Source organism: Chryseobacterium sp. KMC2, assembly GCF_016756935.1.
In the GTDB taxonomy this organism is placed as follows: Bacteria; Bacteroidota; Bacteroidia; order Flavobacteriales; family Weeksellaceae; genus Chryseobacterium; species Chryseobacterium rhizosphaerae.
Map to the genome: position 1 here is coordinate 82,828 of NZ_JAESIT010000014.1, position 22,639 is coordinate 105,466.

The following is a 22,639-nucleotide window of genomic DNA, read 5'->3' on the forward strand; positions in this document are numbered from 1 at the left end:
TAAAAAATAAATATCCATATTTGCAGCCTTAAACTCAAAAACGCTAGTTTATTTCATGAGCATTATTTTTAAAAAGCGACTACTTATAGCGCTTGTACTACCAACGGCCGGCATATATTATGCACAGAGTACGAAGGATTCTTTAGAAAAATCTAAATCTATTGATGAGGTGATGTTAGTGGGAAGGAACCTTTCCCAAACAGCCAAAGAAAGAAAAACACCTGTTGCAGTTTCCACCATTAAGGCAGCTGAAATTCAGGAAAAATTAGGGAACAGAGAATTTCCCGAAATTATGAAGTCTACTCCATCCGTGTACGTCACCAAAGTAGGTGGTGGATTTGGAGACAGCAGAATTAACATGAGGGGTTTTGATGGTGCCAACATTGCGGTTATCATCAACGGACAGCCTGTTAACGATATGCAGGGAGGTACTGTATATTGGTCTAACTGGACGGGGTTAGCAGATATTGCGAGCAATATTCAGATTCAGAGAGGGCTTGGAGCTTCTAAATTTGTAGTGCCGTCTGTAGGAGGAACGATAAATATTGTAACCAAAGCTACCGATTCTGAGCAAAAAGCAATGATAAAGGCGGAAGCAGGTAACGATAACTACTCCAGAGTATCAGCTATGTATTCTTCCGGATTAAAAAATAAATGGGGAACTACAGTATTGCTTTCCCGTTGGCAAGGTGACGGTTATATCAACGGAACCAAAGGAGAAGGATATTCATGGTTTTTCTCTACAGGATTTAAGCCCAATGAAAAACATGCCTTCAATTTGATTGCGACGGGTGCACCACAGGTACACGACACAAGAAGATCTTCTGCCACCGGGGCGAATGTAGCCACTCTACGACAGTTTGAAACTTACGGAAGAAGATACAATCCACAAACAGGAATGCTGAATGGTTCTTCCTTCAATTTAGCTCCTAACTTCTATCACAAACCTATTGCGTCACTTAACTGGGACTGGAATATTAATGATGCCCTGAAGCTTTCCACAGTTGTTTATGGCTCCTGGGGACGTGGCGGCGGTGGTACCGGACTTAATGGTTCTATCAAAAACGCTAACGGACAAACCATGAATTTCATGAATTACGGACAAGGCGGAGACGGTACTATCAACTGGGATATGATCTACCGTTACAACAGAGGAGGTCTGGTAACCGATTATAATGGAAATTCATTCCAGAAATCAACCTTTACCGCTCCTGCAGGTTCTCCGGCTGATCATAACGGACAGTATGTAGCGACTTTAAACGGAACCAGCGGTATTGTGAGAAAGCAGAGTATTAATTCTCATGACTGGTATGGAGCAATCGCGGATCTTAATTACACAAAGAACAACTGGACTTTTAACGGAGGGATCGACCTGAAGACGTATAAAGGAGCACTTTATGATATCGTGACCGATATGTTGGGTTCTGATGCATTGTATATTCCTAATACGGTAAATGCTCCAAAGGGATCTTATGTAGACCAAACTGTAAAACCGGAACCTCTTACCAAGCTGAATAATGCTCAGAAAGTATCTATATACAATGAAGGTTTGGTAAAATGGGCGGGTATGTATGGAATGGTTGAATACAGTTCAGAAAAGCTAAGTGCCTCTGTGCAGGCATCAGTTTCCGAACAGTATTACAAGAGAATAGACTATATGCTGTACACTCCCGGAAATCAGGAAACCAAATGGTATCACAAAACGGGATATATCGTAAAAGGAGGTGCCAATTATAATATCGACCAGCATCATAACGTATTTTTCAATACAGGAGTGATTTCAAGACAGCCTTTATTTAATGCTTTATTCCCATCAAACCAGAATATTTACAATGATGCGAAGAATGAAAGAATCTTCTCTGTAGAGTTAGGATATGGGTTCAAATCCCGTTATGTAGATGTTAATATCAACGCTTACAGAACACAGTGGGATGACAGATTCATTTCAAGAACATTCAATGCCGGTGCTGCAGATGTTGCCAATTTCTCTCAATTAAAACTTGGAAATGCTTATTTCTACAACGCCCTGAATGTTGGACAAGTACACCAGGGAGTTGAATTGGAAGCGAAGGCAAGACCGCTTTCTAACCTTAGACTTAGAGGGATGTTATCATTAGGGAACTGGAAATACAAAGGAAATGCAAATTTCAACATCATGGATGTTCAGAGCAACCAGGAAGTATCCGGAGCAACAGGAATCATCAACATCAAAGATCTGAAGGTAGGAGATGCTGCACAAACAACAGCAAGCATCGGGGCTGATTATAATATTACCAAAGCTTTCAGCATTGATGCTAACTGGGAATATTATGACAAGCTTTATGCGCAATTCAACCCTATCAACTTCCTTACTGAAGCAGCAAGAGAAAAAGGGATTGTAAAATTACCAAGCTATCATTTATTTGATGTAGGGGCTACTTATAAATTCATTATCGATCAGAAAAAATCTTTGACATTAAGAGCTAATGTGTACAACTTATTCAATAAGTACTATATTTCTGAGCTAAGCTCCAATATTTTTGCAGGTGATAAAATTGCCAATGGTCCGGATGCCGGAAAAACATACCAGGAAGCTGGAAGAGTTTATCAGGGCGTAGCTGACGGCAATACAGGATTCCTTGGATTTGGAAGAACCTGGTCTGTTGCTGCCACTTTCAGATTCTAATACAGAATTATCCAAATTATATATCAACAAAACCCGCCAATTCTGGCGGGTTTTGTAATATTTGCTCGACCTTGAAAAAAAGACTGTAGTAATAAAATCATACCCCCTACGGCCGGTCAGTTTTTTATTTTGAATTCTTAATCTGCATTGCTCTCTGGTAAAAAGACTGATTGGCAATTTTTTCTTCAGCTTCATCAATGGCTTTTAGGAGATTATTTTCATTATCTGCGATTTCACTCAATACTATGGCGACCAATTCCCATACAGGTTTCATCTTTTCAACCAGCTCAATACCTTTAGCCGTTAACAGAAAAAGCCTTTTACGCTCATCACTGATATCTTTTTTCCATTCTAAAATTTTGAGCTTTTCAAGTTCTTTAAGCAGAGTTATAGTGGAAGGATGGGTATACCCAATTTCATTAGCAATTTCAACCACACTTGCTGTTTCTTTCTTATATATGGTAAAGATGACCGGAAACCATTTGAGTTCAAAATCTATCCCAAATGCTTTGTAGATCATAGCCCCATCTTTTCTTAATTGCTCACTCAGACGGTGCAGCCTGGTTGAAATAGCAAGTATCCCTGCTTCGTTGATGACATTCATAAGGTGGTATTTAAATGATAAAAAATATCGTCGGATCCCATCAATGGAAATTGAGCCGGAAGTTTTTCTTTCTCAATCTTTTCAAAATCATTCCGTTCGTAAAACCGCTGAGCGGCTTTCAATACTGTGATGGTTCCCAAATATAAATCATCTATTCCGTTTTCTCGACAGAAAGAAATTAAAATTTCCAGCAATTCCTGTGCGATATTCAGTTCTTTTCCCCGGAATTCTTTTTTCACAAACATTTTTCTGATCGCTCCTGCCCTTTCATCAAATTTGACCAAAGCAATAGTTCCTACCAGTTCTCCGTCTATAAAAGCTCCCCAGAAGTTTCCTCCGGCTTCGGTGTAAAAACTTTCAATCTCAAAAAGATCCGGCTGGTCATGGATTGTAAGCGGAACATTAAACTCTTTTTGCTGAATCGTAAGAATGAGATCGATAGCCTGTTCCGAATAAGAATTTCCTATAGGATGTATTTGCAATTTCATAGTGTTTGAATTTTAAAGTACAAAACTACGTAGTTAAATACATATATCCAAATTAAATTTTTCTCTTATATTTAACAAATAAAAATTCACATTATGATGACATTACCTTTTTTAACATTCGCGCTAGCATTCTGGCTAGGCTGGAAAAACCGCAGAAAACCGGCAATAATTTTATTCGTAGTAAGTATTTTACTTGTTATTGTAGTAGCAAAGTATCATATAACAAATGAACTGAATCTTCAATTTTAAAAAACACTATTATGAATAATCAAAATATTGCCTACATCAATTTCCTGGGAATAATAATCGTTTCCGCTATTTTATCAGGTGCTTATTATTTTCAGTTTGTAATGCATGAATATCCATGTCCTTTATGTTTATTACAACGGCTATGTTTCTTTGGACTTATGTTTGGGCTCTTTTTAAACCTCAGATTTGGATTTAGTTCAGCACACTATGGATTGTCTATCCTGAGCGCATTGCTGGGAGCTGGAATTTCTTATCGACAGATATTACTCCACGTATGCCCAAGCCCCACTGACCATGGTTTTGGAACTCCTGTATTGGGGATGCATCTTTATAGCTGGGCGCTTGTTGCCTTTCTCTCCGGCATACTGGCTATTGCGCTTTTGCTTCTGTCTTCAGGTCAATTTGAAAAAAAAGAAAATCATCAGCTTACTCCTGGTTTCAAGGTATTAGCTAATCTGGCTTTTGGAATCTGTTTTTTACTGGCCTTAACGAACGGCCTGGCTACTTTTTTTGAATGTGGTATCGGCTTTTGCCCGGATGATCCGGATTCCTACATGCTCTTTAACGGAGAATGGTGGTAATCGGGATATGAACAAAAAAAAGAGTTGCAGGAAAACTGCAACTCTTTTTTTGTTTAAAGGATATATAAATTATTTCCAGCCTCCGCCTAAAGCCTGATAAAGCTCTACGCCAGCTTTCATTTTATTGTATCGTGCATTGGAGATATTAAGCTCCGCATTCAGTGAATTCACACTTGCATTTAAAACTTCAAGATAGTTTGCCATACCATAGTTTACCAATTCCTGAGAATAGTCAACTGATTTTTTGTAGGCATCCAATTCTTTTTGTTTCAATTCAATAAAAGAATCCTGTACAGAATATACCCTGATGGCATCGGAAACTTCTTTTCCTGCAGTAAGCACAGTTTTTCTAAAGTTTAAATAAGCCGTTTCCTGATTGGCAAGACTCACATCATAGTTTGTCTTAATCTGTCTCTTATTTAAAATAGGCTGAGCCAACCCTGCCACTACATTGGCAAACAATGAGTTTACACTGAACAGGTGGTCGATATCTACAGACTGAAGCCCTCCGCTTCCGGTGATCTTTAAAGTAGGATAAAACTGAGCTTTAGCTGAATTGGTCAATTCAAAAGCATTCATCAGATTATACTCTGCTCTCATAACATCCGGACGGTTAGCCAGTAACTGAGTCGGATATCCTAATCTTAAGTCAATAGGAAGATTCTGGTTTTCCAGTGTAGATCTTGCAATAGCGTGAGAAGGTTCCCCCATGAGAAGACTCATTGTATTTTCAAGGGATTGGATCTGTGTATCGATATCAATCAATAGAGATTTTGCATTAAAAACAAGGGCTTCACTTTGCTGTACCGCCACTTCTGTAACGGTTCCAGAAATTTTCAAAGCTTTTGTCGTTTCTAAGTTTTTCTCACGTACGTCAATAGTTTCTGTAATGATCTTTTTCTGAGCATCGAAAGTCAACAGCTGATAGTACGCAGAAGCAATAGAAGCAACAAGACTGCTTTTTACTGCTTTATGCGCAGCAACTGTACCTAAATAAGTAGCCAGCTGTGCTTTTTCCTGAGCTTTCAGCTTACCCCAAATATCCGCTTCCCAGCCAATACTTGCTGTAATATCAAACTGATTAACATATCTTCGGTCTCCAATGATCTGTCCAAACTGCGTGTTGATAGACTGAGTCTGGAAAGTATAGTTAGGACCAATAGAAACGGTAGGCTGATAAGCAGCTTTACTTTGTTTCAGGTAAGCTTCCGCAGAACTGATGCTTTGTAAAGCAATCCTGATATCCAGGTTATTCTCTAAAGCTTTAGAGATATGTCCCTGAAGTACCGGATCTGTAAAGATTTCCTTCCATGAAATATCTGCAATATTGGTACTGTCAGCAGGAAGCATATCTGTACGGAAAAGCTTTTCGTCCACAACGTTCTTCGGCCTTTCATAATCTTTTCTCGCCATACAGGATGTAATGGCTCCCAGTATGAAAACTGAAAAAGTTATTCCTTTTATGATGTTTAATAAACTCTTCATTATTTAAAATTAGAAGTTAGAATCCAGAAATGAGAAGTTAGTTTTTAGCCGGATAGCCAGTGTCTAACTTCTCTTTTCTAAATCATTATTTTTATTCTGCTAAATTGATATCTTCTTTTTTGAGAGGTTTAATTTTTTCCTGCAGTGTTTCAAAGATCACATACAGAACAGGAATTACAAATAATCCTAAAATAGTTCCTATCAATAGTCCAATAGCGGCTCCTGTTGCAATTGATCTGTTACCCACTGCCCCGATTCCACTTGCAAGAACTAACGGCAATAGACCGAAGATAAAGGCAAAAGATGTCATTAGAATAGGTCTTACTCTGGCTTTAGCTGCATTGATGGCAGACATGACAATCGTTTCACCATGATGTCTTCTCTGAACAGCAAATTCGACAATAAGAATCGCGTTTTTCGCCAGTAGTCCCACGAGCATGATCAGGGCAATCTGGAAATAAATATTATTTTCCAAGCCCATAATCTTCTGTCCGAAGTAAGCTCCCATTACCCCAAGAGGAAGAGAAATAATAACAATCAGCGGAAGAATATAGCTTTCATACTGCGCAGAAAGGATAAAGTAAACGAAGATCAAACTAAGCCCAAAAATAAGAAGCGTCTGAGATCCTGAATTCAATTCTTCTCTGGTCAACCCGGTAAATTCTACTGCGTAGTTTTGATTCAGGGTTTCATTGGCTACCTGCTGTACAGCCGTAATGGCATCTCCAGAACTATATCCTTCAGAGTTTGCCCCCGTTACCTTCACTGAGGTAAACAGGTTATAACGGCTTACCGACTGTGGTCCGTATGCTTTTGTAAGCGTAACAAACTGTGAGATCGGAGACATTACCCCAGAACCTGTTTTTACATAGAGTTCGTTCAGGTTATCAATACTTTTTCTATTATCAGGAAGAGCCTGAACCATTACTCTAAACTGTTTTCCGTATTTTGTAAAGTCAGCAGTATAGACACCTCCTATATACCCCTGCATAGTAGCCAGGATATCACTTACGGAAACCCCAAGCTGTTTTGCTAACGGAACATTGATGTCCATTTGATACTGAGGATATTTTGTATTGAATGAAGTCTGAGCAAATTGAATTTCCGGTCTCTGCATCAGCTTACCGATAAATTCATTGGTTTTATCATCCAGATCAGCATATTCTCCACCTGATTTGTCCAGCAATACCATTTCAAAACCTGCACTGTTACCAAATCCCGGTACACTTGGTGGTTGAAAGAATACAACTTTGGCATCAGGAACAGATCCTACAATTCCAAATAATTTTTTAGTAATATCTTCAGAAGTCTGTCCGTCTTTTTTTCTTTCTTCAAATGGTTTTAGCTTAACAAAGGCAAGACCGTTGTTACTTCCGTTTCCGGATAAGAATCCTCGTCCTGTAGAAATCGTTACATTTTGTACTCCCGGAACTTTTAATGCTTTAGCCTGAAGTGTTTTCAATGCATTATAAGTTCTTTCCATAGAAGCTCCCGGAGGAAGCTGAACATCTGTAAAGATAATCCCTCTGTCTTCTGTAGGTACAAACCCTTTTTTCATACTGCTGCTTGCCCAGAATAAGATCCCTCCGGTAACAGCAAAAATAATCAGGGTTACCCATTTATGTCTTAACAGAAACACAAATCCTCTTCCGTAACGTTCAGTAGTTGTTTTAAAAGCAATATTAAACTTATAGAAGAACTTCTGTAACAGGTTTAAGTTTTTGTACTCTGCATGATGCTCTGCGTGAGGTTTTAAGAATAATGAACATAAAACCGGACTCAGGGTTAATGCGTTAATAGCTGAAATGATGATGGCTATAATCAGCGTAATACCAAACTGTTGGTAGAATACCCCTGTAGGCCCAGTAATAAACGTCACCGGAATAAATACCGCTGCCATTACCAAAGTAATAGAAATAATAGCCCCTGTAATCTCATCCATTGCTTCTACCGTCGCTTTTTTAGCATCGGAAATACCATGCTCCATCTTGGCATGAACGGCCTCGACGACGACAATGGCATCATCCACCACAATACCGATAGCCAGTACCAAGGCAAAAAGGGTTAACAGGTTTAGTGAATATCCGAAAAGATTCAGGAAGAAGAACGCTCCTACAATAGATACCGGAACCGCGATGGCCGGAATCAGTGTAGATCTGAAGTCCTGAAGGAAAATATACACTACAATAAATACCAGAATGAAGGCTTCGATCAGGGTATGTACTACCTTTTCAATAGAAGCTTCAAGGAATTCGTTGGTATCAAAGTTAAAAGTATACTTTACCCCCTTTGGAAAAGTTCCCTCAGCTGATTTCAGATACGTTTTGATATTTTTAATAATCTCCTGGGCATTGGAACCTGGCGTCTGGAAGATCCCCATACTGATGGAAGGTGAATTTCCATTCTCCCCGATTCCTGTGTATGACTGACCTGCCAGCTCTACTTTGGCCACATCCTTCAACATTAGGTTTTGTCCGTTTGCAAGAGATTTTATGATGATATTATCATACTGTTCTTTATCGTTGAATTTACCTACATACTTGATGATATACTCGAAAGAGCTTCCGCTGTTCTGGCCAATAGAACCCGTTGCAGCTTCTCTACTCTGCTCGTTAATCGCATTGGTAACATCTGTAGGTGTTACACTGTAGGCAGCCATTTTTGCAGGATCCAACCAGATTCTCATCGAGTAGTTTTTACCTCCAAAAACGTTGGCATCTCCTACACCATTTACCCTTTTCAGGTTTGGAATAATGTTAATATTCAAAAAGTTCTGAAGGTAAACGTCATCCAGATCCTTATTTTCGGAATAGAAAGACATATACATCAAGGCACTGGTTTGCTGCTTTTGCGTTACAACCCCTGAACGTGTTACTTCAGAAGGTAATAAAGGGGTTGCTCTGGCCACACGATTCTGTACGTTTACTGCCGCAATATCCGGGTCTATTCCTTGTTTGAAGAAAACCTGGATCTGGGCAGAACCGTCGTTTCCAGCACTGGAAGTGATATAATCCATACCTTCTACCCCGTTGATCTGCTCTTCCAAAGGTACCACTACACTTTTCATCACCGTCTCAGCATTGGCTCCCGTATAGTTGGCGGAAACACTCACCGTAGGTGGTGCAATATCCGGATACTGTGTAACCGGTAACGAGACAAGTCCTAAAATACCGAGAATCACAATCAAAATTGAGATTACGGTAGATAAAACCGGTCTGTTAATAAAGTTTTTTATCATTAGAATTTCGGTTTTATTGATTGAACAAGACTATCCATTTTGATTGGTTTCGGCTTCACGGCAGTTCCCGGTTTAAGACCTCCGATACCAGCAGCTACTATGACTTCTCCTTTATTAACTCCTGATTTTATAAGAGCCATATTGTCGATTCTGTCAATCACATTAATCACAACATTTTTAGCGGTATCTTTTTCTACTTTATATACGTAAACAATACCTTGTTGTTCATAGGTAGCACTTTCAGGAACAACCAATACGTTATCATATCGTTGTGGGAATCTGATGGTTCCACTGTTACCATTACTTAAAAGTTTCTGAGCATTAGAAAAAGCAACTCTGAACTGAATGGTTCCAGTTGTAGGATCAATCTGACCGGTAATGGCTTCAATTTTTCCTTTTTCAGGATAAAGACTTCCATTGGCTAGCTGAAGCTCAACCATAGGTAAGTTTTTAATTTTCTCAGGCATGGAAGCTCCTGGAGATTTTTCAAGGAAATCAAAATATTCTTTCTCATTCATGGCAAAGTAGGCAAAGATCTGAGAGGTATCAGAAATAGTAGTCAGAGGAATCTGATCAGACGGTCCTACCAAGCTCCCCACTTTCAATGGAAGTTTACCGATAACCCCTGAAATAGGCGCACGGATGATAGAATAGTCGATGTTAGCCTCTACCCCTTTGTAATTAGCCACAGCCTGTCTTTTTGCCGCATTGGCCTGCTGCAGCTGTGCCTGAGCCTGAGCCAGGTTGGCCTGAGCTGTCTGTAGCTGAATGTTACTGATGATATTTTTCTGAACCAGTGGCTTTAGCTTGTTGACTTCAAGCTGAGCTGCATTTACTGAAGCCTGAGCCGCTGCAATAGTAGATTCTGCGGCACCAATTCCTGCTTTGGATGCTGCTGCATTTTCAGTCAGAATATTGGTTTCCAGACGAAACAAAGGCTGTCCCTTAGTAACATATTGTCCTTCATCTACCAATAGCTGGGTGATATAACCCTGTATTTTTGCACGCACATCATTGTTTACCCTACCCTGAATGGTAGCCGGAAACGTCTGATAACCCACTATATTTTTTGCCTCCACAGAAATAACAGGATAAGGCTTGGCACCATCCTGTTTCGGAGCTTCTTTTTTGCAGGCAGTCAGTGAAAACGCTGCAATGGAAAGTATAACTAGCTTATTATTCATTTTATAGTTTATTAAGAGATTCCTGAATATTTTGTATGTTTTTATTAAGTAGTGCTTTATAGGCTTCTATTCTTTCGTTGTATTCATCGTCTTTATTTTTTTTAAAATTGTTTAAATCATCTAATAGTTTCAATTCATCCTGCATCTTTTGGACAACTTTTTCGAATCGGATTTTCTTATATTCATCATTGGTGAAAAAATACCTTTTCCTCTCATCCATCTTGTTGTGGTCTACGATAAGCTGCATATTGAGAAGTAATGAAATACTTGTGGACACAGAGCTTTTGCTCGCAGAAAGCACTTCCACAAACTCGTCAAAAGTAATTCCTACTTTCTCATAGTCAAAAAGAAGGTAGGAATAGATTTTTGAGGCTAATGGGGGTATGTTGAAAAGAAAGCCATAAAACTTTACAGCATCCTGAAATATTCTTTCATCAATTTCTATACTTTGGTGCATGTTATAAAAATTTAAACAAAAGTAGAAATTAGTTCAGAACTAAACGAACAAAGATGATAGAGATTATAAATACAGTTTCTTTTAAAAATTCAATGAAAGTTGATTTAACTTTTGGCTTAAATTATAATCTTCTCAAAAGCTTTTCTCATTCCGTCCTTCAAAAGCACCTCTCCACAATAGGAATATCCTTTGCCTTCCAGAATTTTCAGCATGGCAATATTATCGTAATTCGTATCTACTTTTACACTCTGAATTTCATGGGATCTTGTAAAATCTTCAATATGGTCAAAAAGTTTTTTCACCATTCCCTGGCCTGCAAACTTTTCATCTACTGCAATTCTGTGCACTACCACAAACTCTCCATCACTCAGCCAGGCTCCTTCAATGGTACTGTAAGCAGGTTCATCGTTTAAAATCAAAGCAGCAAAGACTGCAATTTCGCCATCTACTGTAAGAACATATCCAAAACCCTTGGCAATATCACTTTCTACTGTTCCCAGGTTAGGATATCCATTTTGCCATTGTGTGCTGCCATCCTGTCTTCTTCTTTCAATAGACTGCTGGATAATTCCCCAAATAATATCTCTGTCTTCAATTTCCGCTTTTCTGAGTGTAATTTCTGGATTCATTGTTCTTTAATTTTTGAAATAAAGGATTAAAAATCAAGGTTTTGTTCTTTCAATCCTTTGATGATTTTTATTTTTTTTAATAATTAGCAGCTAATTAAAAAACCGAAAACTAATTAAAATTAATTTTCGGTTCGAAGTAGTAAAATTTAAAATTATGAAATTGTTTTATTGATTTTCACTTTGTTGAAGGTAAGCATCTACAATTTCAAATGCTCTTTTTTCATCCTGCAGATCTACCATTACTTTTAACGACGTAGCCGTGGGAGTTGTGGTAAATGTAAGATAATTATTTTCAACTGTGTTTGTAATTTGCGCATCATCCAATTTAGACTTAACCAACTGAATTTCTGAAGGGTTATCACTTTCAAAAACCGATACTCTCGTGCTTCTTTCCATATTCTATATTGTTTGAGTATCTAAATATACAATGATTTTTTGAAAATTACAAATCCTAGTTTTAAATTTTGTTAATATTGTTTTCTATTTTATCCAGTGCCAACTGAATTTCTTCTTTAGTAACATTCAGGTGAGGTCTGAAGCGTAAAGACTGGTCACCGCATGGTAAAATGATCAATCCGTCATTGAAGAGTTCACTCATCATTTTATTTCGGTCTCCGGCTGATGGAAGATCAATGGCGCACATCAATCCTCTTCCTCTTGCATTGGAAATTTTCTCAGGATATTTCTCAGCAAGAGCTTTCAGGTTATCCAGCAAAAAGTCTCCTACGACTCTGGCATTTTCTACAAGATTTTCTTTTTCAATAACCTCCATTACCAATTGGAAACGAAGCATATCGATAAAGTTACCTCCGAAAGTAGAGTTGATTCTTGAGCTTTCTCTGAATACATTATTAGGAACTTCATCAAATTTTTCTTTATTGGCTAAAACTCCACAAACCTGTGCTTTTTTACCGAAAGAAATGATATCAGGTTTTGCAGTAAAGTGCTGGAAAGCCCACATTTTTCCTGTAATGGCAATACCGGTCTGAACTTCATCAAAAATAAGTAAGATTTCATTTTGATCACAAAGCTGTCTTAAGCCTAATAAGAATTCGTCTCTGAAATGGTTATCCCCTCCTTCTGCCTGGATAGGCTCTATGATGATACAAGCCACTTTATCCGGATTCATCAAAATAGCTTCTTCAATTTGTAATAAAGCAAGCTTTTCATTTTTAATGGTTTCTTCCAGATTTTCTTCCGTGATCGGGAATGATAATTTCGGATTTAGGATTCTTGGCCAGTCAAATAAAGGAAAATATTGGTATTTTCTTGGATCTGAAGTGTTGGTTAAGCTTAAAGTATAACCGCTTCTTCCGTGGAAAGCCTGTCTGAAATGGATACAGATTCCGGCTTCAGTCTGAAGTCCTTTTGCAAAGTTTTTACGGGTCTTCCAGTCGAAACATGCCTTTAAAGCATTTTCAACCCCTAAAGTTCCGCCTTCGATAAAGAAAGCATATTGTAATTCTTCAGGAATAACTACTCTTTCAAATACTTCTAAGAAATGAGCATATTCTTCGGAGTAAACATCTGCTAAAGTAGGTTTGTTGACAGCCATTCTGCCTAACCATTCTGATCTTTCTACCAGATAAGGGTGGTTATATCCTACGGAAGCTGATGCAAACATAGAGAACATATCCAGATATTCTCTGTCTGTAAGTTTGTCGTAAAGCCATGATCCGTGAGATTTTTCAATGTCCATCACGAAGTCAAACCCATCCGCCAAAACGTGTTTTCCTACTGTTTCTTTTACTTTATTTGCCTTTATATCTAATGTTTGTTCCATAATAAATTGATGTGTGATTTAATAAATGAATGGTTAGAGCATCACAGAATGAAACTACTATCATTCAGGTTATTAATTTTTGTTTTTGTTTTTTTGTGTGCTTTAAGTAAAGCTTTTATAAATCAAATTTAATCCCTTGTGCTAAAGGAAGTTGAGCGGTATAATTTATAGTATTGGTTTGTCTTCTCATATAGTACTTCCAAGCATCAGATCCTGATTCTCTTCCTCCTCCGGTTTCTTTTTCTCCACCGAAAGCACCTCCGATTTCAGCACCTGAAGTTCCAATATTTACGTTAGCAATACCACAGTCTGAACCTGCATGAGAAAGGAATAATTCTGCCTCTCTAAGGTTTTGAGTCATAATCGCTGAAGATAATCCCTGAGGAACATCATTTTGAATAGCAATGGCTTCTTCCAGGGTTTTGTATTTGATCAAATATAAAATCGGGGCAAAAGTTTCATCCTGTACAATCTCATAAGAATTTTTCACTTCGGCAACGCAAGGTTTTACGTAGCATCCTGATTCATATTCTTTCCCGGTTAATACACCTCCTTCAACAACAAATTTTCCGCCTTCTTTTTTACATTTTTTGATAGCTTCTTCATATTGATTCACCGCATCAGTATCAATTAAAGGACCTACATGGTTTTTCTCATCCAATGGGTTTCCGATCTTTAACTGACCATAAGCTTTTGTCAATCTTGTTTTCACTTCATTATACACACTCTCGTGGATAATCAGTCTTCTTGTGGAAGTACATCTCTGACCGGCTGTTCCTACGGCTCCGAAAACCGCTCCGATAATAGACATATCGATATCTGCTTCTTTCGTAATGATAATTGCATTGTTACCTCCCAGCTCAAGAATAGATTTTCCGAATCTTTCTGCTACTTTAGAAGAAACCATTCTTCCTACTCTTGTAGACCCTGTGAAAGATACTAAAGCTACTCTCTTATCATCTACCAGTTTCTGTCCGATCTCATGGTCTGATACCAATACACTTGAAACTCCTTCAGGAAGATTATTTTCCTTTAAAACTTCATTCATGATATTCTGACATGCAATCGCACACAATGGTGTTTTTTCAGATGGCTTCCAGATGGTAACGTTACCACAGATCCATGCCAATGCAGTGTTCCATGACCATACAGCCACCGGAAAGTTGAATGCTGTGATGATTCCTACCACACCTAGCGGATGGTATTGCTCATACATCCTGTGTCCTGGTCTCTCTGAGTGCATCGTATATCCCTGAAGCTGTCTGGAAAGTCCCACAGCAAAATCACAGATATCAATCATTTCCTGTACTTCTCCAAGACCTTCCTGTAATGATTTACCCATTTCATAGGAAACCAGTTTTCCAAGATCATCTTTATATTCTCGTAACTTCAGACCCAGTTGTCTTACAATTTCTCCTCTTTTAGGAGCCGGGATCATTCTGAATTCCTGAAATGCCTTTTGAGCAGTCTCAATTACTTTGTCATAATCACTTTCTCCGGAAGTCTTTACTTTAGCGATTAATTTACCGTCTACAGGAGAGATACTTTCTATTGTCTTTCCTGAAGCGAAATATTTACCGCCCACTGAAGTCCCTTTATTTTCTTCTTTAATACCAAGGTTTTTGAGTGTTGTTTCGATTCCGAAATCCTTTACTTTTTTTGACATAAAATCTTACTTTTCGTTCTCTCTAAAGATAAAAATATTATGCGAACCTCAAAACTTTAATTTTTAACTTGTTTTTTATTTGGACTAATTATAAACATGCTTATCTTTGTAGGGTAAAATTTTGACATTCGGAAATGGAGAATAATACATCAAAAGAAGATTTTTCAAAACAAAAAGACAATTCAAAGTGGAAACAATGGGTGAAACGCTTTGGCGTCGGGGGAATTATATTTTTCACCGTAAAAGGGATCATTACCTCTACTTTAATTTATTTTCTTGGAAAGAATTTTTGGAACGTTATTACCAAATATTTTTCAACGATGTTCGGGTAAGATAATGGATAATACATATAAAAAGAAAGCTGAGAAAAATTCTCAGCTTTCTTTTTATTTAAATAGGCACTTAAACTTAGTCTTTGACTATTTTCACAGTCTTTACTTCATTTTCTGTTTTAATTTTAACCATATACGTGGCAGGAAGTAGTTCTGAGAAACTAATTTTTAGCTGAGAATTATTTACATCAGTATAATTTTTAATCATTTTACCACTCATTTCAAATATTTCAACCCTTTGTATTTTTGAATCTAAAGAGATGGTAAGCATATCTTTTACTGGGTTAGGATAAAAAGCAATGATATCATTTTTCTTAGGTAAATCTGGTGTAGCAAGTATAGATTCCGCACAGTATCCTGAAATAATTGCCAAAGGGTAATGTTTTCCACTTGAGAAGTTACTTCCAAACTCACCACAACACTGGTCCCCTGTTACCCACATCGTATTGTCATTTTTTTCGGCATATGTTGCAGCATATCCTGGGTAGATGTTTTTCCAGTTAGAATCCAAACCAATCCTGATCGGAATTTTATAACTCAAAGTTCCATGATATCCTCCTAATTCTGACAACCCATTTGATCCCCATCCCCATAAAGTATTATCATATTTCAAAGCAACAACCTGATAACCACCAGCTTTAATAGTTTTCCAATTATTGTCGGTGCCTACCTGAATAGGGGTATAGATCTGAGCTCCCCATCCTCCATTTCCTATTTGTCCAGCATAATTATCTCCCCAGGCCCAAATAGTATTATCATTCTTTATTCCGTAAGAACTTTTGTACCCTGTTGATATATCTCTCCAATTCGTACCAGTACCAATCTGAATAGGAGTTTTTACATACGTATTTCCTGCTCCTACCTGCCCTGATGAATTTTGTCCCCAACCCCAAATACTTCCATTATTTTTAAGAGCAATTGTATGGCTGCCTCCACTTGAAAGTTTCTTCCAATCTGTATCTGTACCTATTCTGGTAGGTACTTTTACATCAATCCTATTTCCTAATCCCAATCCATAGTTAGCATTACTTCCCCAGGCCCAAAGTTCTCCATTTGTTTTAATCGCAAAAGAAGAATATTCTCCGGCCATTACAAGGCTCCAATCATTAGCAATCCCAATTTGTACAGGAACAAATTGGTTTATATTTGTTCCGTTACCTACTTGTCCATAATTATTTAATCCCCATGCCCAAAGTGTACCGTCAGATTTAACGGCTAGTGTATGATATCTTCCCAATGAGAAATTCTTCCAGGTATCTGAAGTAATCTGTTCCGGGAAATATGCTGCACTTTGTGTATTATTTCCAAGCCCTCCATACCCCTTTTCTCCCCAGGTCCAGAGTGTACCATCCGTTTTTATACCTGCTGTATACCTTCCGGTTTTAGAAGGACTAAATTCTTTAAAGCATTGTGATGAATATAACTGCCCAAGAATGACAGTTAAGATTATTAGTTTTTTTCGCAAAATATTTTTTTGCAAAGATAAATTTTATAGAATAAAGATTTTGAAACATCTTGAATAATTACGCAAGTAAAGGGCTTTCCTAAGAAGTTTTTCAAATAAACCCATAAAAAAATCCGTCTCATAATTGAAGACGGATTTTTTTCAAGTTGGTTATTTCTACCCTATTCTTTCTTTTTTCTCCCGGAATTCACCAGACTTTGGTGCAGGAGATATTCAATTTGACCATTCACACTTCTAAATTCATCATTGGCCCATTTTTCGAGGAGTTTATAGGTGGACTCATCTATCCTTAAGACAAAGGATTTCTTGCCTTTGTTTTCCGAAGTGTTCTGAGCTTTTTCCGATTTCATTATTCTTGTTTTTGATGCAAGATGCATTGGGTTATATCCTGGGTTTATAAACTCGATAAACCTGGAATTATTCAATTTTTATAACTAGTTATACAGGGTGCCTGCATTTAATATTGGGGTTGCCGCTTTTTCACCACACAAAACCACCATTAAATTACTTACCATTGCGGCTTTTCTTTCGTCATCAAGTTCAACGATATTACCTTCAGAAAGCTTTTTCAAGGCAAGATCAACCATACCTACGGCTCCTTCTACAATTTTGGTTCTCGCTGCAACAATGGCAGTAGCCTGTTGTCTTTGAAGCATTGCTCCTGCGATTTCTGATGCATACGCCAAATGGGAGATCCTTGCTTCCTGAATGACAATTCCTGCTTTTGAAAGACGGTCTGTAAGCTCCTGTTCCAAAATAGAATTGATCTTTTCACCACCTTCTCTTAAAGTAATCGGGGCATGGTCGTCCTCCAAATTGTCATAAGGAAAACTCATGGCCAAATGTCGTACTGCTGCTTCACTCTGCATTTTCACAAAATCCGAGTAGCGTTCAACGTCAAAAGCTGCTTTATAAGTATCTCCAACTTTCCATACGATTACTACTGCAATTTCAATCGGATTTCCCATTTTATCATTGACTTTCAAGGTTTGTCCCTGCAAATTTTCTGAACGCAATGATATTTTCTGTGACGAATACAGAGGATTGATAAAAAACAGCCCGTTTTCTTTTACTGAACCCACATATTTTCCAAAAAAGTTTAATACCCTGGAGTGATTAGGTTGAATAATCATGAGTCCTTTCAGGAAGAAGCATGAAAGTAAAAAGCAAAACATCGCAATAATCACATAGGCAATACTCTGATCAACTCCGGAAATAAAGAAATAGACCGAAGCGACAAATAAAGCCAGACAGATTACTAAGGTAATATAACCCGACATAGGTTTTAATGTTTTTTCCATAACTGAATTTTTAATTTGATATTATTTTGATATCATAAAGATAGAGGTAATTTTTGAATGCCCGATATAAATAATGAGTTTTTTTTGCAGGGTGCAGGATAAGAAAAGTGAAAATGAAGCGTACCCAATCCGCATTGCCGGAGTTGATCACAATAGCTAAGCAATAGCTGGATTTCTATGTAAGACAAACTATCGTAAGAATGTTCTTACCACATATCATTTTGCACTCTGTATTGTATTATGTACAAAAAAAATCCCGGAAAATAAATTCCAGGATTTTGATTTTATAGGTCTGCCGCTTTTACTTCTTTGTTAATTTTTTAAACTTGAAATAAGAAACTGCTGATAAAGTAATCATTGTTGCGATTCCGATGTATACCCAGGCCGGTACCGGTACCGGGTCTCCAGCTGCATAAGAGTGAAGTCCGCTTAAGTAGTAATTTACCCCAAAATAAGTCATTACCATTGAACAGAATGCAAACATTGTTGCTACGTGGAACGCCCATCTGCTTCTCAACCCAGGTACTAATCTCATGTGCAGTACAAACGCGTACACCATGATCGAGATGAAAGCCCATGTTTCTTTCGGGTCCCAGCTCCAGTATCTTCCCCAAGATTCGTTGGCCCAGATTCCTCCTAAGAAGTTTCCTACTGTTAAAGCAAAAAGACCAATAGTAAGAGACATTTCAGAAACTACTACCAATTCTTTTAACGTGGTATCATGATGAATTTTATAGGTGTCTTTATTTGAAATAATATAAAATACCAGAGAGATCACAGCAATGATCATCGATAGTGCAAAGAATCCATAGCTGGAGGTAATAATCGCTACGTGAACAATTAACCAGTAAGATTTCAATACAGGAACCAATGGTGTAATCTGTGGATCAAGGGCTGAACCTCCATGAGCAAATCCCATCATAATTACCGCTACCATAAATCCGGCTGCAGGAATTAGTGCATTGGAATTTCTGTAAAGAACAAGCCCTGCTGTAATTCCTACCCAGGAAATAAAGATAATCGCTTCATACCCGTTACTCCAAGGTGCGTGCCCTGAAATATACCATCTTGCCACAAGGCCTAAGAAGTGACAAAAATATCCTATTAAGCCAATTGCAATAATGATCTTAATAGCCTTATTTAAAATCTTGTGTGATTTGAATAATTCAACAAAACCTAAGATCAAAAGAAGCCCTCCTATGATGGTGTAGAATATTAATAATTTGAAGTTAATATCCGCTTTATTCATGAAAACCTCAAGATCTACTTTAGATTGAGCAGGAACAACGCTTTTACCCCATTTCTGCTGATATTCTGAAAGTTTAGCAAGTTCCGAATCTGCTTTACTCCAGTTTCCTGATTTCTGAGCGGTAAGAACTTCGGCAAAATAAGGTCCCATTACCTGCTGAGATTCCATATCCGGTTCAAACTTCTGATCCAGCCATGAATGCCATGTATGGTTAGCGTCATTTTTCACCGGCACAATTCTCATAAACTGACCACTGAAAAACTCGTTGAAAATCTGAACTCTTTCGTTTACAGAAATTACTTCTTTGTCATAATTTGTTTGATCTGCCGGCTTTTTACGGAAAGCAGTGTTATAATCATGCTCAAGAATGTATGTTAAATTACCGTTAGCATCTGCAGGGAAAAGGTTCATTAATGAAGTATATCCATCATCATCTGCTTTGGTCTTATTTTTCAGTTCATCCCCTCCTTTCGGTCCTACTTTAATCATGGGAACCATTGTCCAGCTTGGGGTATCTGTATTTACGGATAAGAACCACTGGTTAGCCGTAAGGTATTTACCGTCAGTTCCTTTAAATTTATCTTTCTTATATAGTTTTCTTAAAACATCCAATGCCACTGTATTGATAGGAACAATTCTTCCTTCAAAACTTTGCACCAAAAGATATCCGAATTTATCCGCATGCGCCTCACTAATCCTGTTTCTCGCAATGATTTCATCCGGAGAGACAGATCTCATTTTATTCATTGGCGTTGCCAGAGAATTCTGCTTTGGAGCAGCACCGTCAAGAGGCTGAACAGATGGAGCCGGAGCATGAGTATGCCCGTCACCTTCTACATGTACATGTTCTCTGCTTCCGTCGGTTGTTCCGTGTGTTTCAATTTTCTGAGCATTGACCCCTATACTTAAAAACAGTAAAAGAACAGCTGCTGTTTTTGCTTTTTTCTTGCTGGCATCAGCCAACATTTTATTTAATTTCCAGAAGTGAGTTCCCTTCCAGAAGAAGATCACAAACATTCCTAAGAATAATAATCCGTATCCGATATAAGAGATCAGAGTTCCCCAGAAATCATGGTTTACAGAAAGTACTGTTCCCATTCTGTCCGGATCAAAACTCGACTGGAAGAAACGGTATCCTTTATGGTTAAGAACGTGGTTCATATAGATTTTATAAGGTGTTTCTTTACCTTCATCAACAATTTTCACATGGCTTTCGTAAGCACTTGGAGAAGAACTTCCAGGATAAGTTTCCATCACGAAATCTTCTAACTTCAGCGCAAAAGGAGTATTGTAAACCTTAGGTCCGAATCCAACCATGATATTTAATCCATCCATGGTAACCTGTTTATAGGCATTAGGATTTCCTCTTTCTACAGAAAGGTCAACCAAGCGCTTTGTTTTTGGACCCTGTAATTCTATCTGAAGCATATCAGGAACACTAGCATCTTTCTTTCTATCACCTTCAATAGCGATAAGTCTTCCTTTTTTCAGTCCTTCAGGCACTACAAGTTTCAGTTCATTAATACTGTATAAACTTCTCATTGCCAAAGGCTGGAATTCATCTTTCTTTGTACTTCCGGTAGCCTGAGTAGCCATAGTCATATAACTTGCATCAACAGGAGTTTTGATGAATAATTTTCCACCTTCATTTTTGAATTCCACAGCTCCTTCAATAGCTCTGTTGAATGTTACCAAAGTTCCGTTGATCGACTTGGTCTCTCCCGGTTTGATGTAAATATTCTGTCTTCCCGTACTTGCTGTAGACACCAGGTGAAGGTATTCTGCCCCATTCGGCTCAGCAACCAGACTGTCTTTTTTTCTTTGGATGTATTCCTTCGCAAAAACTTTCACTTCTTTCCCATGAAAGTCATAGGTCGCATTGAAATCTTTATGCAGTGGAGACATCAGATAAGGTACATCCTGATAATTAAGAACATCCCCTTTCTCTTCGATCTGGATTTTAAAGAAATTTTTGTCCGTTACGATTTCGTTGGAGGTTTCTCCTTCTCTGATGTGCATCTGCCCTTCGAAACTGATGTATCTGGTAATGGCACCGCCCATAAAAATAAATATAAAAGCCAGGTGAAAAACAAGAACCGGCCACTTTTCTCTTTTCCAAAGTCTGTATCTGCCGATATTTCCTATGAAATTGAGAATAAGCAGGACCATGATCAGTTCAAACCATTTGGCCTCATAAATTAATGCTTTCGCTGTAGGCGTTCCATAGTCGTTTTCTAGGAACGTTGCATAAGCCATCGCAAATGCATACACCAGTAACAAAACAGCCATTGTCCTGGTTGAGATAAGAATATCTTGGAGCTTCTTCATGATTTAATTATACTTGACATGCAAAAATAAGCATGATAAACTACAAAGAGATTAAAAAAAGCTGTTTTTTGTCATTTTAAAGCCCGTTTCGCTTATTTTGAATCATTCTTAATAACTAAAAAAGCACTAAGAAAAATTCAATTTTTAAAACCCGGCAATTCCAGATTCATTGTACCTATACCGGTGATTGAAAACTTCTATTCAGAAATAACCGACATAAAACTCAAAATACTGATTTACAATATAATAAATCAACATCAGTTTTATAAAAAATAAAATGAGTTTACAATTTATTTCCCGAGGGATATTTTTTTCCTGATCTTACTCAAGAATTCATGAGTAATTCCCAAATAGGAAGCAATTTGTTGTTGGGTAAGCTTTTGTTCGAGTCCCGGATATTTTTTTAAAAATTCTACATATCTTTTATCAGCCGTCTTCCCTGTCAAGGAAAGAATCCTTCTCTGTAATCCTACTGATGACTGCTGATTCATCATTCTAAAAAGTTTTTCTACCTGGGGCATTGTTTCATAAAGGTGTTCTTTCTCCTTTTTGGAAATCATAAGAACCTCACTATCCTCTAGAGCTTCGATATTGAGAATGCTGGGAACATGATTAATGAGACTGTCGATATCCGTGATCCACCATCCTTCGATCGCAAAATACAATGTCTGTTCAAAACCGTTTTCATTGAGATAATATACTTTACAGCATCCACTGACAACAAATCCTTCAAAAGAACAGTAATCCCCTTCTTTAAGAATCATCTCTTTCTTTTTAAAGACTTTATATTCAAATGGAGAAGCAAAACGACTGAATTCCTCTTCGGATAAGTCTATATACCGGCTGATGTTTTGATAAAGTAAATCAAGCATTATTCTGTTTAAGCAAAATAAAGATACCAATTATTATTGATACCTTTATTTATTACCCTGTTA

General features: G+C 37.7%; 19 protein-coding genes. 4 read left to right on the forward strand and 15 right to left on the reverse strand.

Annotated features, from left to right (window positions below):
• Positions 1–55 precede the first annotated feature (55 nt).
• Positions 56–2,665: a TonB-dependent receptor gene (locus JML65_RS16525; protein ID WP_202271470.1), complete on the forward strand. Its 2,610-nt coding sequence runs from the start codon at positions 56–58 to the stop codon at positions 2,663–2,665.
• 124 nt (positions 2,666–2,789) lie between these two features.
• Here JML65_RS16525 and JML65_RS16530 read toward each other — a convergent pair whose 3' ends face one another.
• Complete coding sequence (locus tag JML65_RS16530) at positions 2,790–3,269, reverse strand: MarR family winged helix-turn-helix transcriptional regulator (protein ID WP_047493004.1); 480 nt, start codon at positions 3,267–3,269, stop codon at positions 2,790–2,792.
• Positions 3,266–3,757, reverse strand: a complete 492-nt coding sequence (locus JML65_RS16535) for a GNAT family N-acetyltransferase (RefSeq protein WP_084084427.1) — start codon at positions 3,755–3,757, stop codon at positions 3,266–3,268. Before JML65_RS16535 ends, JML65_RS16530 begins: the two co-directional genes overlap by 4 nt.
• A gap of 96 nt (positions 3,758–3,853) precedes the next feature.
• Between JML65_RS16535 and JML65_RS24145 the strand changes: the two genes are divergently transcribed.
• Entirely contained in the window at positions 3,854–4,006 is a 153-nt protein-coding gene (locus JML65_RS24145) for a DUF5993 family protein (protein ID WP_374709608.1), read from the forward strand.
• A gap of 11 nt (positions 4,007–4,017) precedes the next feature.
• The gene (locus tag JML65_RS16540) at positions 4,018–4,587 is read left to right on the forward strand and encodes a disulfide bond formation protein B (protein ID WP_084084429.1); all 570 of its coding nucleotides are present in this window, start codon (positions 4,018–4,020) and stop codon (positions 4,585–4,587) included.
• A gap of 69 nt (positions 4,588–4,656) precedes the next feature.
• On the opposite strand, the gene JML65_RS16545 is transcribed toward JML65_RS16540, so the two are convergent.
• The 8 genes from JML65_RS16545 to JML65_RS16580 all read right to left on the reverse strand — a co-directional run bounded on the left by JML65_RS16545 (position 4,657) and on the right by JML65_RS16580 (position 15,029).
• Positions 4,657–6,072, reverse strand: a complete 1,416-nt coding sequence (locus JML65_RS16545) for a TolC family protein (protein ID WP_052188800.1) — start codon at positions 6,070–6,072, stop codon at positions 4,657–4,659.
• 91 nt (positions 6,073–6,163) lie between these two features.
• Positions 6,164–9,310, reverse strand: coding sequence for an efflux RND transporter permease subunit (locus JML65_RS16550; RefSeq protein WP_202271471.1), 3,147 nt, complete (start codon positions 9,308–9,310; stop codon positions 6,164–6,166).
• Positions 9,310–10,494: an efflux RND transporter periplasmic adaptor subunit gene (locus JML65_RS16555; protein ID WP_202271472.1), complete on the reverse strand. Its 1,185-nt coding sequence runs from the start codon at positions 10,492–10,494 to the stop codon at positions 9,310–9,312. The genes JML65_RS16550 and JML65_RS16555 overlap by 1 nt, the downstream gene beginning before the upstream one ends.
• A gap of 1 nt (position 10,495) precedes the next feature.
• The gene (locus JML65_RS16560) at positions 10,496–10,951 is read right to left on the reverse strand and encodes a transcriptional regulator (protein WP_047495947.1); all 456 of its coding nucleotides are present in this window, start codon (positions 10,949–10,951) and stop codon (positions 10,496–10,498) included.
• Between the two features lie 116 nt (positions 10,952–11,067).
• Positions 11,068–11,580 (reverse strand): GNAT family N-acetyltransferase, encoded by a 513-nt coding sequence (locus JML65_RS16565; RefSeq protein WP_047495949.1) that lies wholly within the window; start codon positions 11,578–11,580, stop codon positions 11,068–11,070.
• Between the two features lie 165 nt (positions 11,581–11,745).
• Entirely contained in the window at positions 11,746–11,976 is a 231-nt protein-coding gene (locus tag JML65_RS16570) for a DUF2007 domain-containing protein (protein ID WP_047495952.1), read from the reverse strand.
• A gap of 61 nt (positions 11,977–12,037) precedes the next feature.
• A complete protein-coding gene (gene lat, locus JML65_RS16575) occupies positions 12,038–13,363 on the reverse strand; it encodes an L-lysine 6-transaminase (protein WP_202271473.1) in 1,326 nt (441 codons plus the stop codon).
• Between the two features lie 115 nt (positions 13,364–13,478).
• Positions 13,479–15,029, reverse strand: coding sequence for an aldehyde dehydrogenase family protein (locus tag JML65_RS16580; RefSeq protein ID WP_202271474.1), 1,551 nt, complete (start codon positions 15,027–15,029; stop codon positions 13,479–13,481).
• 134 nt (positions 15,030–15,163) lie between these two features.
• On the opposite strand from JML65_RS16580, the gene JML65_RS16585 reads away from it, so the two are divergent.
• On the forward strand, positions 15,164–15,361 hold the full coding sequence (locus JML65_RS16585; RefSeq protein ID WP_047495961.1) for a hypothetical protein: 198 nt from the start codon (positions 15,164–15,166) through the stop codon (positions 15,359–15,361).
• A 76-nt stretch (positions 15,362–15,437) separates the two neighbouring features.
• Here JML65_RS16585 and JML65_RS16590 read toward each other — a convergent pair whose 3' ends face one another.
• The 5 genes from JML65_RS16590 to JML65_RS16610 form a co-directional block, all read right to left on the reverse strand.
• The gene (locus JML65_RS16590; RefSeq protein ID WP_202271475.1) at positions 15,438–16,826 is read right to left on the reverse strand and encodes a T9SS type A sorting domain-containing protein; all 1,389 of its coding nucleotides are present in this window, start codon (positions 16,824–16,826) and stop codon (positions 15,438–15,440) included.
• Positions 16,827–16,987: 161 nt separating this feature from the next.
• Positions 16,988–17,176 (reverse strand): Arc family DNA binding domain-containing protein, encoded by a 189-nt coding sequence (locus JML65_RS16595; protein ID WP_068943158.1) that lies wholly within the window; start codon positions 17,174–17,176, stop codon positions 16,988–16,990.
• Positions 17,177–17,260: 84 nt separating this feature from the next.
• Positions 17,261–18,127 (reverse strand): SPFH domain-containing protein, encoded by an 867-nt coding sequence (locus tag JML65_RS16600; protein WP_047495968.1) that lies wholly within the window; start codon positions 18,125–18,127, stop codon positions 17,261–17,263.
• A 301-nt stretch (positions 18,128–18,428) separates the two neighbouring features.
• A complete protein-coding gene (gene ccsA, locus JML65_RS16605) occupies positions 18,429–21,704 on the reverse strand; it encodes a cytochrome c biogenesis protein CcsA (RefSeq protein WP_202271476.1) in 3,276 nt (1,091 codons plus the stop codon).
• Between the two features lie 290 nt (positions 21,705–21,994).
• A complete protein-coding gene (locus tag JML65_RS16610) occupies positions 21,995–22,576 on the reverse strand; it encodes a Crp/Fnr family transcriptional regulator (RefSeq protein WP_047495973.1) in 582 nt (193 codons plus the stop codon).
• Positions 22,577–22,639 lie beyond the last annotated feature (63 nt).

Bases quoted from the DNA above. Each gene is read 5' to 3' on its own strand.
- JML65_RS16565 (WP_047495949.1), bottom strand. From the start codon at position 11,580: ATGAATCCAGAAATTACACTCAGAAAAGCGGAAATTGAAGACAGAGAT.
- lat (WP_202271473.1), bottom strand. From the start codon at position 13,363: ATGGAACAAACATTAGATATAAAGGCAAATAAAGTAAAAGAAACAGTA.
- JML65_RS16580 (WP_202271474.1), bottom strand. From the start codon at position 15,029: ATGTCAAAAAAAGTAAAGGATTTCGGAATCGAAACAACACTCAAAAAC.
- JML65_RS16550 (WP_202271471.1), bottom strand. From the start codon at position 9,310: ATGATAAAAAACTTTATTAACAGACCGGTTTTATCTACCGTAATCTCA.
- JML65_RS16545 (WP_052188800.1), bottom strand. From the start codon at position 6,072: ATGAAGAGTTTATTAAACATCATAAAAGGAATAACTTTTTCAGTTTTC.
- ccsA (WP_202271476.1), bottom strand. From the start codon at position 21,704: ATGAAGAAGCTCCAAGATATTCTTATCTCAACCAGGACAATGGCTGTT.
- JML65_RS16530 (WP_047493004.1), bottom strand. From the start codon at position 3,269: ATGAATGTCATCAACGAAGCAGGGATACTTGCTATTTCAACCAGGCTG.
- JML65_RS16525 (WP_202271470.1), top strand. From the start codon at position 56: ATGAGCATTATTTTTAAAAAGCGACTACTTATAGCGCTTGTACTACCA.
- JML65_RS16560 (WP_047495947.1), bottom strand. From the start codon at position 10,951: ATGCACCAAAGTATAGAAATTGATGAAAGAATATTTCAGGATGCTGTA.
- JML65_RS16595 (WP_068943158.1), bottom strand. From the start codon at position 17,176: ATGAAATCGGAAAAAGCTCAGAACACTTCGGAAAACAAAGGCAAGAAA.
- JML65_RS16610 (WP_047495973.1), bottom strand. From the start codon at position 22,576: ATGCTTGATTTACTTTATCAAAACATCAGCCGGTATATAGACTTATCC.
- JML65_RS16555 (WP_202271472.1), bottom strand. From the start codon at position 10,494: ATGAATAATAAGCTAGTTATACTTTCCATTGCAGCGTTTTCACTGACT.
- JML65_RS16600 (WP_047495968.1), bottom strand. From the start codon at position 18,127: ATGGAAAAAACATTAAAACCTATGTCGGGTTATATTACCTTAGTAATC.
- JML65_RS16585 (WP_047495961.1), top strand. From the start codon at position 15,164: ATGGAGAATAATACATCAAAAGAAGATTTTTCAAAACAAAAAGACAAT.
- JML65_RS16570 (WP_047495952.1), bottom strand. From the start codon at position 11,976: ATGGAAAGAAGCACGAGAGTATCGGTTTTTGAAAGTGATAACCCTTCA.
- JML65_RS16535 (WP_084084427.1), bottom strand. From the start codon at position 3,757: ATGAAATTGCAAATACATCCTATAGGAAATTCTTATTCGGAACAGGCT.
- JML65_RS24145 (WP_374709608.1), top strand. From the start codon at position 3,854: ATGACATTACCTTTTTTAACATTCGCGCTAGCATTCTGGCTAGGCTGG.
- JML65_RS16540 (WP_084084429.1), top strand. From the start codon at position 4,018: ATGAATAATCAAAATATTGCCTACATCAATTTCCTGGGAATAATAATC.